12 protein-coding genes are annotated in these 12,335 nt (G+C 44.7%); 3 read left to right on the forward strand and 9 right to left on the reverse strand.

The features are described from left to right. Positions 1–6 precede the first annotated feature (6 nt). Entirely contained in the window at positions 7–2,328 is a 2,322-nt protein-coding gene (locus A3M5_RS0113715) for a 3-hydroxyacyl-CoA dehydrogenase/enoyl-CoA hydratase family protein (RefSeq protein WP_026221728.1), read from the reverse strand. A gap of 150 nt (positions 2,329–2,478) precedes the next feature. Here A3M5_RS0113715 and cls point away from each other — a divergent pair, with 150 nt between their 5' ends. Next, positions 2,479–3,990 (forward strand): cardiolipin synthase, encoded by a 1,512-nt coding sequence (cls, locus tag A3M5_RS0113720; protein WP_415874107.1) that lies wholly within the window; start codon positions 2,479–2,481, stop codon positions 3,988–3,990. A 130-nt stretch (positions 3,991–4,120) separates the two neighbouring features. Here the strand turns inward: cls and A3M5_RS0113725 are convergent, their stop codons facing one another. From A3M5_RS0113725 to A3M5_RS0113750, 6 genes are all read right to left on the reverse strand, one after another. Beyond that, positions 4,121–4,351, reverse strand: a complete 231-nt coding sequence (locus A3M5_RS0113725) for a hypothetical protein (protein WP_018394345.1) — start codon at positions 4,349–4,351, stop codon at positions 4,121–4,123. A 161-nt stretch (positions 4,352–4,512) separates the two neighbouring features. Then, a complete protein-coding gene (locus A3M5_RS0113730) occupies positions 4,513–5,907 on the reverse strand; it encodes a PH domain-containing protein (RefSeq protein ID WP_018394346.1) in 1,395 nt (464 codons plus the stop codon). A gap of 1 nt (position 5,908) precedes the next feature. After that, the gene (locus A3M5_RS0113735) at positions 5,909–6,403 is read right to left on the reverse strand and encodes a PH domain-containing protein (protein WP_018394347.1); all 495 of its coding nucleotides are present in this window, start codon (positions 6,401–6,403) and stop codon (positions 5,909–5,911) included. A gap of 139 nt (positions 6,404–6,542) precedes the next feature. Continuing rightward, complete coding sequence (locus A3M5_RS0113740) at positions 6,543–7,343, reverse strand: ABC transporter ATP-binding protein (protein WP_018394348.1); 801 nt, start codon at positions 7,341–7,343, stop codon at positions 6,543–6,545. A gap of 6 nt (positions 7,344–7,349) precedes the next feature. Beyond that, complete coding sequence (locus tag A3M5_RS0113745; RefSeq protein ID WP_018394349.1) at positions 7,350–8,393, reverse strand: FecCD family ABC transporter permease; 1,044 nt, start codon at positions 8,391–8,393, stop codon at positions 7,350–7,352. Beyond that, entirely contained in the window at positions 8,390–9,385 is a 996-nt protein-coding gene (locus A3M5_RS0113750) for a FecCD family ABC transporter permease (RefSeq protein WP_051080874.1), read from the reverse strand. The genes A3M5_RS0113745 and A3M5_RS0113750 overlap by 4 nt, the downstream gene beginning before the upstream one ends. Positions 9,386–9,676: 291 nt before the next feature. Here A3M5_RS0113750 and A3M5_RS0113755 point away from each other — a divergent pair, with 291 nt between their 5' ends. Continuing rightward, entirely contained in the window at positions 9,677–10,621 is a 945-nt protein-coding gene (locus A3M5_RS0113755; RefSeq protein ID WP_018394351.1) for an ABC transporter substrate-binding protein, read from the forward strand. Between the two features lie 126 nt (positions 10,622–10,747). After that, the gene (locus tag A3M5_RS0113760; RefSeq protein WP_018394352.1) at positions 10,748–11,071 is read left to right on the forward strand and encodes an iron-sulfur cluster biosynthesis family protein; all 324 of its coding nucleotides are present in this window, start codon (positions 10,748–10,750) and stop codon (positions 11,069–11,071) included. Between the two features lie 124 nt (positions 11,072–11,195). On the opposite strand, the gene A3M5_RS0113765 is transcribed toward A3M5_RS0113760, so the two are convergent. Both A3M5_RS0113765 and A3M5_RS0113770 read right to left on the reverse strand, forming a co-directional pair. Further along, positions 11,196–11,612 carry a hypothetical protein gene (locus A3M5_RS0113765; protein ID WP_018394353.1) on the reverse strand — a complete coding sequence of 139 codons (417 nt, stop codon included), beginning with the start codon at positions 11,610–11,612 and terminating at the stop codon, positions 11,196–11,198. A gap of 329 nt (positions 11,613–11,941) precedes the next feature. Beyond that, on the reverse strand, positions 11,942–12,265 hold the full coding sequence (locus tag A3M5_RS0113770; protein ID WP_018394354.1) for a hypothetical protein: 324 nt from the start codon (positions 12,263–12,265) through the stop codon (positions 11,942–11,944). Positions 12,266–12,335: the final 70 nt, after the last annotated feature.

Raw genomic sequence — 12,335 nt, forward strand, 5'->3', positions numbered from 1 at the left:
TCCCCTTTAATTCCGAAGTGGTTTCCCTTTAACGAGCATATGCTGCATGCGTTGCTGCGTTTTCGGCATGGTGACAAGCTGTAAAAACGCTTCCCTCTCCAAATCAAGCAAATACTGTTCATCCACTTCCGATCCGAACGGTACATTGCCCCCTGCAATGACCCAGGCGAGCTTTTTGGCAATCGTTAAATCATGATCGGAAATAAAGCCAGATGCATGCATCGATTGGGCGCCGAGCAATAACATCGCATAACCCGTTTCACCTGTGACCGGTACTTTTTTGCGGATCGGCGCTGTGTAGCCCTTTTCATATAAACAGATCGCTGTCTGTTTAGCATCATATAAAAGATGATCACTGTTTATGCTAATACCATCTGCCCGGTACAAATAGTTGTTGTCACGCGCTTCTAATGCGGACGTTGACACTTTCGCCATCGCAATCGTTTCAAATACATTGTTCGCGACCGCCTGTAAATCGACCGTTACACCTGTTGGCATTTGTTCAAGGTGGCGAATGTACAGTTCTTTATTGCCGCCTCCGCCTGGGATAAGACCGACACCCGTTTCCACGAGACCCATATATGTTTCCATCGATGCTTGAATGTGCGCAGCTGGTAAACATACTTCTGTTCCGCCGCCAAGCACCATCGCAAACGGTGCGGCGACGACCGGTTTTGTGCTGTATTTTATTTTCATCATTGCCTGCTGGAACCCTTTGACGACCATGTCAATTTCCCAAATATCCTCATCTCCGGCAGCCATTAAAATCATCGCGAGATTCGCACCGACACAGAAATTTTTTCCTTGATTTCCAATTACGAGACCTTTATACTTTTTCTCAACTTCCTCAACAGCATCATTGATCATGTGTATGATGTCCATGCCGATCGCGTTGTTCGGTGATGTAAATTCTAAAAGCGCCACACCGTCACCTATGTCGATCAAGTTTGCCCCGCTGTTTTGTTTAATGACTTTCCCTTCTTTTTTCAGTTGTTTTAAATCAATCACTTTTGCCTGTTGATCAATCGGTTTATACGATTTTGTTGCAGGATCGTAATAGTGACCGTCTTGATAAAAATGGCCCGGCATATCTTTTACCCAGCCCGGAATAACGCGTCCTTCTGATTCCATTTTTTGAAGGGCCTCCCGGACACCGAGATGATCCCAAATTTCAAATGGTCCTTCGTTCCAGCCAAATCCCCATTTCATTGCCCGGTCAATCGAGACAATATTATCCGCAATTTTACCGGTTAACCCGGCAGAATAGAGAAGCATTGGGGCAAGTATCTTCCAAATAAACTGGCCAGCTTCGTCATTTGCATAAGCAAGCGTTTTCCATTTTGCTGACCCTTTTTGTTGTTTCGCCACTTTTATTGAATCCGCTTTCATTTTTTTGCGTTCTATATAGTCCATTGAATTTGGATCTAATTCGAGAATCGTCTGCCCATCCTTTTTAAAAAAGCCCTGCCCAGCTTTTGCCCCGATCCAGCCGTTGTCCCGCATTTGGAGGAGCACATCCGGTACGTCAAAGACCGCTTTTTCTTCACCGTCTACTTGATCATATACATTTTTCGCCACATGAATGAATGTATCGAGTCCGACGACATCCAGCGTCCGGAATGTGGCACTTTTCGGACGGCCGATGAGTGGTCCTGTGATGGAATCGACTTCACCTGGAGACAACTTCATTTCATTCATGATGTGCATCGTGTTAAGCAATCCATACGTGCCGATCCGATTGGCGATAAAGTTTGGTGTATCTTTCGCGAGCACTACACCTTTTCCAAGAACATCTTCACCGAACATTTTCATATAGTCGACGACTTCTGGTAACGTATGTGACGTCGGAATAAGTTCAAGCAGCTTTAAATAGCGCGGTGGATTGAAAAAGTGCGTGCCGAGAAAATGCCTTTTGAAATCATCGCTCCGGCCTTCTTTCATCGCTTCAACAGAAATGCCTGATGTGTTGGAAGAAATAATACTGCCTGGCTTTCGATAACTGTCTACTGCTTCAAACACCGTCTTCTTGACGTCCAAATTTTCTAGAACCACTTCAATAATCCAGTCTGCTTCCGCTAATTGCTTAAGATCATCTTCTAAATTACCAGCTGTTATAAGAGCTGCGTTCTGTTTAGACACAAGTGGTGCTGGCTTTTGTTTGAATAACTTTTGGATAGCGCTTTCAGAAAGAACATTTCGGTTTTCAGCATTTTCCGGGACGACATCCAGTAAAATAGAGGGAATACCAACGTTCGCCAAATGCGCGGCGATGCCCGAACCCATCACGCCAGACCCGATAACCGCTGCTTTTTGAATGTGCTGAACCACGTTCACGTCCTCCTTTGAATGAATATTCATTCATTTATTCTCCTTCACTATACCGTATCTTTTTTTAATTTTCAACTGTCTCTTTCTAAAAAATACGGGTAAACTGAGTAGTAGATGAGAGGAGTGTGTTCGGCCATGAGAGAAAAAGCGGTGCAGCTTATCGTATTAATTAGTGTTGTTGCGCTCATCTATTTTGGACTCCGTTACTTTTCCAATGAATTATCGGTCGCGTTTACGTATCTTGCGGGAATCATTTCGATTTTCGTCGTATTTAATTTGCTTTTATTCGATTCACGCGGTACGAATTCAAAAGTGGCCTGGATTGCGATTGTACTCGTTTTTCCACTCGCAGGTGCGGTTGTCTATTCTGTGTTCGGACGCGATCCCCGTAACCGGAGGCTTCCTAAATCTGTCCTTACAGAAACGACGAAGTTTATTACATCCATGCGGTTTCATGGAGAAAAATGGGATATATCCGCCATGCTTCCGCAGGCGAAAAACATTCAAAATATGACCGGTTTTGAAGCACTTGCCGGCAATAAAGTTGATATTTTAACGAACGGCGATGAAACATTCCCTGCCATTTTAGATATAATCCGCCACGCGGAACATCACATTCATATTCAATATTATATTTTCCGGGAAGATGAAATTTCAGCAAACATACGTGATGCGCTTGTTGAACGGGCTGAAGCGAATGTACATGTCCGCTTTTTATATGATGGACTCGGTTCATCTGGATTATCCAAATCCTTTTTGAGCCCATTAAAAGAAGCGGGCGGCGAAGCATATGCTTTCGATCCGATCGTGTCGCCCTGGTTTACACGCACCGCGAATTTGCGCAATCACCGCAAAATGGTCGTTGTTGACGGACATACCGGTTTTACCGGCGGATTGAACGTCGGCGAAGAGTATCAAAGCAACACATCCCAATTTGAAGTGTGGCGTGATACACATTTAAGAATGAAAGGCCCGGCTGTACGCCAGCTGCAAGAATCGTTTATTACCGACTGGATTCATGCGACTAGCGCAAAAACATCGTTGCTTGATGAATTAAAAGAAAAATTTCGATTTGATGCGTATTTTCCGTCCGAATCACACGAAGCGGATGAAATGGTACAAACCGTGTATGGCGGGCCTTATAACGTAGAACGTGACGTACGCGATGCGATGATGGAAATGATTCAATCCGCAGAAAAGTCAATTTGGATTGCGTCTCCTTATTTCGTGCCGGACGATGAAGCACTCGCTGCTGTACGGGTCGCTGCCCGCAGTGGAAAAGATGTGCGCGTCATCGTGCCGGGCAAAGGCGACCGCGCGATTTCATTCTATGGCACGAATTCCTATTTTCAAGATTTATTAAGTGCCGGTGTCAAAGTATTTGCGTACCGCGATGATTCATTTATTCATTCAAAAGTGCTACTGATTGATGGAAAGCATGCCATTGTTGGCACCGCCAACTTCGATGTTCGCAGCTTCCGGCTCAATCATGAGCTTATGACCTTTTTATACAACCGGACGCCTGCTGTTGAAAAAGTCGAAGTCGATTTTTTGAAGGATTTTTCCGATTCCGTTCCGATCAGTCGGGAGCGGTATGAACACCGCACCTTCCCAAAACGAATTGGCGAATCACTTGCCCGGTTACTTTCACCCATTTTATAAAAATAGCCGCTTTCCATTTGACACGGAGGCGGCTTGTCTACTCGAAAAAGGATATTATTGACTCTTTCAAAAGAAAGTCATCCTTTCTGATCATTTATTTTACGTTATGACCACTCACTTAACTTTCTGATCAAAAAACCCAAAAAATAAGTGTATATACAACGAGCATCATGCCACCGATCAACCCTGCGATCATAATCACGGTCATCATTTCAGGCGGCAGTAATGGCCTGTCCAACTCTTCTTGTTCCGAACGCTCGTCCACGTCTATTTCCTTTAATTGGTGCGCTTCCTGTTTTAAATAATTGTCTGGCGGCGTGTCATTCAGCAGCGTGTCAATGAGTGATTTTTCTTCTTCCATCTCATTTCCATCTCCTTTTCACCATCGCTTCTTTACTTAGTTCTATCACATTCCCTACGCTCTTTTTATTGTAACAAAAAAACCCACAGCATGTAGACTGCGGATTCTAATTGGTTCAGGCCAACATAATGCCGGTCACTTTACCGGTCTTCTACTCTTTTTTATAGCCTGTTTGCGTACCAGTTGTAAATATTCTCAGCCGATTCAACCGGTAAATCAGCCATTTCCGAAAAATGAACCGGCCTGCCCCTATTAGCAATTTTAATGGAGACAAGCTGCCACTTCCGCTGTAAAAAACTGTGCTTCACTTCGATTTCCTGGATTTTTTGCCGGCTCGTCACGAGCAGTACCGTTGTAAATGCACCTGTTTTCAGCTGCAAAAATGTATCACTCATCTTATAGCGGGCGTTGTAAAATTCAAGAATGCGCGTGAGAAAAATAAGTACTAGCAATACAAGTGAAACGTACCAGAATTGTGGTTTCCACCAGATAAGTGAGACCGTCGTGATCAGCCACACGTAACTCGGCCGCATAAGCTTCATCCAAAGCGATGCACGAGGCAGCTGATCCATGTCCGTTTCAATTTTATAGGCCGGCAGTAATTCTTCCACAATCGTGTATGCCTGTTTTACTGGCAAAAATGGATACAGTGAATTCGTTTCCATTTCCTCATCTCCGACATTGCCGGCGCTGATCAGTTCCACTCCAACTAATCCGAACCATCGCTTCAACAGTGATTGATTTAATTTAACCGCCTGCACTTTTTCTTTCGTTATCGTAAAAAAGGATTCATTTAACATACCCTTTTTCAAATAAATACGCTCTTCATCAGACGCAATTTCAAAGTTTCCATAGCGTAAATACGTTGTGATCACCCCGGCAGCCGCACCAACAATAAGCAGGGCAACACTAATCGGTGCAAGCACCCACAATGCACCCATCACATAATCAATGACGTCTTTCGTTACACCGTTCAACTTGAAAAAGTCATCGATGGTGAAATAAAAAGAAGCAAGAAGCGGAATAATCGCAAAAAAACTGAGAGATGTAAATGACGCTTTAATCAGTTCACGTCGGCTCACTGTAAAATGAACCATCCGTTCATCATGTTTCTCCTCTTCATCTTGATTCAACAGACATTCAATGCGCGCTGCTTCCGAAAACGTAATCATATCGAGCTTCACCGATGCTTCGTCGCCGCCTGTTCCCGTTTCAAGCGTCAATGACGTCATACGTAGCAATTTATGCAAGAACGATGTATGTTTTTGTACATTTTGAATCCGTTCTACCGGCATATTACGCTCTGATTTCACAAAAATACCACTGTACACGTGCAATGTTCGTTCACGGAATTCATACCGGTATGTCCACCATGTTAAAATCGATACAATCAAACTTATAGCAATATACAAAAGCAGACCGATTCGTCCGATCATCACCCACTGCGCTTCTGAAGCTGAATGAAATATAAACAGAAAAACCGCTGGAAAAAACAGATTTTTGAGAATTTTCACGATCGACAATACAACTCGAAAAGGATGAAGACGTTTTTTCATGTCATTCCTCATCCTTTATTTTCGCCAGCTGCGCAATTTGAGCCCGCAGCGCCAGTGCTTCTTTTTCCGGTACAGCCGGGATCGAATGAGAGGACGCCATCGTGCCGATTTCCACATTATACAATTTGAATTTCCGCATGAGCGGCCCTTGGTTTGTTTTGACGTACTCCACTTTCGTCATTGGTACGAGCACATGAACACGTGTCAAAGCGCCATGCTTCAGCTGTACGTATTCTTCATTCACGCCATACCGCCACGTCCACTGCAGCAAAGGCGGTTCAACAAAAATGGAATAAATCGCCGACAACACGACAATAACAGTCAGCCCGTATAAAACCCAGCTAATCCAGCTCCACCACCCAAATAGGTGATCCAATCCGAGGAGCACCACTATACTAAAAATCGCTATTCCATGTCCGATTGTATTGCTCAGCCGCCATACCTTTACAGCACTTGTTGAAATATGGAGCTCCGGTTCTTCAATATCCATATACATAAACGTTCACCCTTTTTTATTTTCTTCATGTATACGTACGTTTCACTTGTCAAATTGTTTCAATTTCCTTCCGGCTGAGCTGTTCTTATCGGAAGGAAATCCAATTTAGCGTGACCTACATCCATTGGAAGCGGTCTTTTTATCCGGTAACGGCTCTCCGTCCTTTTCCAAACGGAATGCAAAGCGGTGTCCCGTAAAGCGGATCACGCTCAATCAAGCAGTCAAGGCCGAAGACGTGTTTGACGAGGTCCGCGTCGACAATGTGTTCTGGTGCGCCTTCTGCATAGACCGTCTTATCTTTAACAGCGACGATATGATGGGCGTAGCGGCAGGCGAGATTTAAGTCGTGCAGCACCATCACAATCGTGCGGCCCTCCTGCTCATTCAATTCAAACAGTAAATCTAAAATCTCAATTTGGTGGGTCATATCAAGATATGTCGTCGGTTCATCAAGCAAAAGAATATCCGTATTTTGCGCAAGCGTCATCGCAATCCAGGCACGCTGACGCTGGCCGCCGGACAATTCATCGACAGGATGGCCTGAGAGTTCCAACATCGACGTCGCCCGCAAAGCCTTTTGCACAGCTTGTTCATCGTCTTCGCTCCATTGCTTCAGCCACGTCTGATGCGGATAGCGGCCTTGTTTTACGAGCTGCAAGACCGTCAATCCTTCCGGTGCAGCCGGTGACTGCGGCAAAATCGCCATTTTGCGTGCTGCTTCTTTTGTCGACATCTTTTCTAAAAGGATGTTGTCTAGCAATACGTGACCAGACGATGGCTTCAAAAGACGGGCAGCGGACCGGAAAAGCGTCGACTTCCCACAGCCATTTCCACCGATCAGCACCGTTATTTTCCCTTCTGGCACGGTCCAATCGAGTTCTTCAATAATGCTTTCTTTTCCATAACGGAGTGTAACGCTGTCCATTGTAATAGCACTCATCTTCATCTATCCTTTCGTCCGAAATAATAAGTAAATAAAGTACGGTGCACCAATTGCCGCGGTGAACACACCGGCTGGAACTTCGAGTGGCAAAAAGAGCGTACGGCCGGCAAGATCAGCGAGCATGACGAGAATCGCACCGATCAGCGCAGTTGCTGGAATGAGCCCTCCTGCGTGAGAACCGACGAGACGGCGTGCAATATGAGGTGCCATTAATCCGACAAAGCCGATGCCTCCCGCAAAGGCGACCGCACCGCCAACGAGTGCCGTAGCAAGTACGAGAAAGAAAATGCGCTGCCGTTCGACCCGTGCACCGGCACCGATGGCGAGTTCATCGCCAAACTGCTGCATGTTCAAATGACGGCCGGCTATCATGACAGCAACAAGACTGATGATCGTCCACGGTGCGATCATTGAAACGTCACTCCATGATGACCCGTTCACTGAACCGGTCATCCACATATTTGCTTTAGACGCTTGATAAATTGGACCGATGATCATCATCATCGTCGTCACGGCTTTCATCGCGGCGGTCAAACCGATTCCAATTAAAATAAGACGGATTGGCGACAAGCCATTTTTCCAAGCGAGCATATAAACGAGCAGCGCTGTTACTGCTGCACCGATAAACGCGGCGAGCGGCAGCCAGCCGATGCTGACCGTGAGCGCGTTGCTTTTGTCGCTGAAGATTGCGAGAAACGCCGTGACTGCCGCGCTTCCACCAGCTGTCATCCCGATTAAATCAGGTGAAGCGAGTGGATTGCGGACGAGTCCTTGCAAAATCGCGCCAGCCATCGCCAACGCCGCACCCGCGAAGAGCGCCACTAAAATACGCGGCATGCGAAACGAATAAACAACCATATGCTGAAACGGATCACCGAAACCAAAAATCGTTTGAAATGCCACAACTGGGCTAAACTTAATATCGCCAAGAGCGGCACTTGCAATAAAGACAATAAGCAGACACGCAAATAAAGAGATGATTTTAAAGACAGTTCTTTGGTCAATTAATAATGAAACAGCTCCATGTAAAGGACGGAATGCTTTCATCGGCTTTTTTCTCCTTTACGAGCAATGTGAATGAAAAACGGCACACCAATGACCGCGGTCATAACGCCGACCGGTACTTCCTGCGGCATAATTATGTAGCGCGCTGCAATATCGGATACGAGAAGCAGGGCCGCTCCAAGCAGGCCCGAAAAAGGTAACAGCCAGCGATGATCCAAGCCGATCCAGCTCCGCGCAATATGTGGAATGATAATGCCAATAAATCCGATTGGACCGGCGACCGCTACTGCCCCTCCTGCTAGTAAAACGATTAAGATCGACGCGACGATTTTTGTAAAACCTATATGAAGACCAAGCCCCCGAGCGATATCTTCCCCCATCGACAACACATTTAATTTTCCCGCTATAAGTAAGGCCCCAAAAACACCGACTGTGAGATACGGCAATACGGACAGTAACAAATCAAGACTTCTTCCTTCCACGGACCCTGCAAGCCAGAACAATGCTTGATCCAGCATCGCTTCATTAAAGACGAGAAAGCCTTGCGTCATCGATGAAAACATCGCTCCTATCGCCGCACCGGCAAGCGTCATTTTCATCGGTGTCAATCCTTCCCGCCCAGCTGAACCGAGCACAAATACGAGCAGCTGGGCTACTCCTGCCCCAATAAAAGCAAGCCAGGTTATCGACTGATTGCCGCTGACGCCGAACAAAACAAGCCCTAGGACAACGAAAAAGCCAGCACCAGAATTGATGCCGAGAATGTCCGGTGACGCGAGCGGATTTTTCATGAGTGTCTGCATGATCACTCCCGCCATCGCCAGACTCGCACCCACACAGGCCGCAATAAGCGCACGCGGTATGCGGACGGTTTGAATGACTAAATGTTCATTGGACCCATTAAAGGCCGTAAATGAATCGTATACCCCTTTCCACGTTGTATCTGTATAGCCATACACGACGCTTGCTGCCATTAAAACGACTACAACGGCCGTTCCAATCAATAGCAGCGTCACACTTTTTCCTATTGTCATCGTAAACGCTTCCCGTCTGTCAAATTTTTCACTTCTTTCATTGTAAAAAGACATTCGTCCCTCGTCAATGATTTTGAAAATCACTTTCATTTAATTGTTGACAGATTCAGAAATAGCGTTTATGATGATAGTGGTAAGCAGTAATGATAATGATAATCATTATCAAAGTTCTAACCCCACCGATTCATTGTGCACGTTTAGGCGATCCGAATGCCCATCCGGATCGCCCTCTTTTTTGAAGTGGATAGACTATTCTGCTCAAACACACATTATTTTTCAGGAGGAACGAAAATGAAAAAATGGTTTTTACTTACTGTAGCTGTGCTCATACTCTTTTTAGCAGCATGCGGAAACAAGGAAGAAAATGAAGATACGGCAGCTGAACCAGATACGGATACATACACGGTCGAGCACGCAATGGGCTCAACTGAAATCAAAGGAACACCGGAACGTGTCGTTATTTTAACAAATGAAGGAACAGAGGCTCTTCTCGCTCTTGGCGTCACACCAGTTGGAGCCGTTCAATCATGGACAGGCGATCCGTGGTACGATCACATCGCAACGAAGATGGAAGGCGTCGAAGTTGTGGGAATGGAAGACCCCGTGAATGTGGAAGCAATCGCGAAGTTGCAGCCTGATTTAATTATTGGCAACAAAATGCGTCAGGAAGCCATTTACGAGCAGCTGACGGCCATTGCACCAACGGTTTTCTCGGAAACGTTACGCGGCGACTGGCAGGAAAACTTTGAACTGTATGCGAAAGCATTGAATAAAGAAGAAAAAGGCGAACAAGTACTGGCAGAGTATAACGACCGCATTGAGGAACTAAAAGGAACATTTGGTGATAAATTAAGCCAGGAAGTATCGATGGTTCGCTTTATGGCCGGCGACACACGCATTTATCATAAAGATTCATTTTCAGGCGTGATTTTGGAGCAGCTTGGCTTTGCCCGTCCTTCTGAACAGGACAAAGATGATTTTGCTGAAACGAATGCAACGAAAGAACGAATCCCCGCAATGGACGGCGACGTCATTTTCTATTTCACTTATGACACAGGCGACGGTGAAGCGGTGAAAGCAGAAAAAGAATGGATAAATGATCCCTTATTCCAGAATCTTGAGGCCGCAAAAGCTGGAAGCGTCTATAAAGTGGACGACGCGATCTGGAATACAGCAGGCGGTGTGCTAGCCGCGCATCAAATGCTGGATGATATCGAAAAATATATGGTTGATTGAGGAAACAGATTTACAGCAGAACGTCGCATAATAAAAGCCTTTCCGATTTAAAAACGGGAAGGCTTTTTCTATTGGTTCGTGAAAAAACGAATATGGTATACTGAAAAGAAAAAAGGATGGAGATTGATGGAGATTACAATCACATCAGCTGCAGCTGAAAAAATACGTGCGTTGCAAAATCGAGAGGATGGTTTTTTAAAATTAAAATGGGACACAGAAGGAAATGGCTGTGTGCTAAACGGCATCCCAACGTTATGGTATGTGGACGCACCTGACGAGGATCATGATGTGTTACTTATGACGAATGACATGTCTATTCTTGTTGAAAAACCAAAAATGGTCTTTTATGATGAAAATGTGAAAATTGATTATTCTACAGAAGCCGGTATGTTCCAATTAAAAAGCCCTAATCAAATATTGAACGGCAGAATGGCTTTTCGGAACAAATAAGAACGATCTGTCTATATCCCCACTGATAAGAGTTTCTCTTTACATAAAGAACGGAATGGATACTGTTTGATCTTTTTGTATGCATGCCTAATTTTCACACAAAAAAAGCGGATCCATTTCACTCTTATTTGCTTAAATCAGGCTGACGTTTATCCTCTATCTTTTTTTCCTTGTAGTACCTAGACACGGCATGATTAAATGCCTGATCCCGTTCAAGTAACGTCACCCCAGCTTTTTGCATCCCCTCGTTAAATGTGTACCACGGGAGACCATATTTTTCTTCAAACCAGCTGACGAAACCCATTTCTTCGTTCCCATGCGTACAAACATAGTCAAAAATGGTGTTATACAATTTTTCTGCGTCCCCTGCAGACAACGGTCCGGTTAACACCTTCAATGCGGCTTCTCGTCCGTCCCCAACATAAAATGAGACATACATTTCTGGAAGTGCAGCAATATGCCGGCCATTATGTTTGAGTATGAAAAACTCGGTATTTCTGCTTTTATCCGTAAAAAGACCGGCAACTTTAACTCTTTTCATCTCGTACCCCTCCATTTTTTTGTATCTTTACTATTTAATGTACGATACTTTCCTTATATAACCTTTTTATTATATCTGTCAACCACTAAGCAGGGCACGATAATGCTTCGATAATATTTCAATCTATTCCCTGTTACATGTCTTTCTATTCATCATGGCCATTATAAACAAAACAGCGATCTGCACGGGGCAGACCGCTGTTTTGTTATTCTCTCCATAATTCTCTCCTGCTCTTACCTTCCACAAACGGCGGAGCTTCTATATCCAATAAGTCGTATAACGTCGGGGCAATATTAAGTGTGGAAATATCTCCGATTGTCTCGTCTTGCTTAATTGCCGGTCCCATTGCCGATCATATATCCCGTTGCGCCAATAAGCAAGATATCACCTGAATGGGCATGTCCGAGTAGCTTTTTATTTTCTCCTGAAACGGCGAGCACCGTTTCGTATGGATATATGTTTTTTTCAAATGCACTTTTCCAAATCTCGTCTCTGTTTTCTTCCGGCAGCATGAGACTAAGTGCCTCCTTATTTCCGTTTATTATTGCCTCAAGCGTATATTCGATGATCTCATCTCTTCCAGTCCGTTCAACGGTTGTTTCTTTAAACAATTGAATCAATTCTTTATGAACGTCTTCATACTCTTCTCTCAAAACGATACCATCTTTTTCTCTTGATGCTAGATTATTGATACAAAAGATAGTTTAGATGGCAAAAGAAAAA

The organism is Bacillus sp. 37MA (genome assembly GCF_000372765.1).
Taxonomy (GTDB): domain Bacteria; phylum Bacillota; class Bacilli; order Bacillales; family Domibacillaceae; genus Domibacillus; species Domibacillus aminovorans.

Bases quoted from the DNA above. Each gene is read 5' to 3' on its own strand.
- A3M5_RS0113725 (WP_018394345.1), bottom strand. From the start codon at position 4,351: ATGGAAGAAGAAAAATCACTCATTGACACGCTGCTGAATGACACGCCG.
- A3M5_RS0113730 (WP_018394346.1), bottom strand. From the start codon at position 5,907: ATGAAAAAACGTCTTCATCCTTTTCGAGTTGTATTGTCGATCGTGAAA.
- A3M5_RS0113735 (WP_018394347.1), bottom strand. From the start codon at position 6,403: ATGTATATGGATATTGAAGAACCGGAGCTCCATATTTCAACAAGTGCT.
- A3M5_RS0113740 (WP_018394348.1), bottom strand. From the start codon at position 7,343: ATGAGTGCTATTACAATGGACAGCGTTACACTCCGTTATGGAAAAGAA.
- A3M5_RS0113745 (WP_018394349.1), bottom strand. From the start codon at position 8,393: ATGAAAGCATTCCGTCCTTTACATGGAGCTGTTTCATTATTAATTGAC.
- A3M5_RS0113750 (WP_051080874.1), bottom strand. From the start codon at position 9,385: ATGACAATAGGAAAAAGTGTGACGCTGCTATTGATTGGAACGGCCGTT.
- A3M5_RS0113755 (WP_018394351.1), top strand. From the start codon at position 9,677: ATGAAAAAATGGTTTTTACTTACTGTAGCTGTGCTCATACTCTTTTTA.
- A3M5_RS0113760 (WP_018394352.1), top strand. From the start codon at position 10,748: ATGGAGATTACAATCACATCAGCTGCAGCTGAAAAAATACGTGCGTTG.
- A3M5_RS0113765 (WP_018394353.1), bottom strand. From the start codon at position 11,612: ATGAAAAGAGTTAAAGTTGCCGGTCTTTTTACGGATAAAAGCAGAAAT.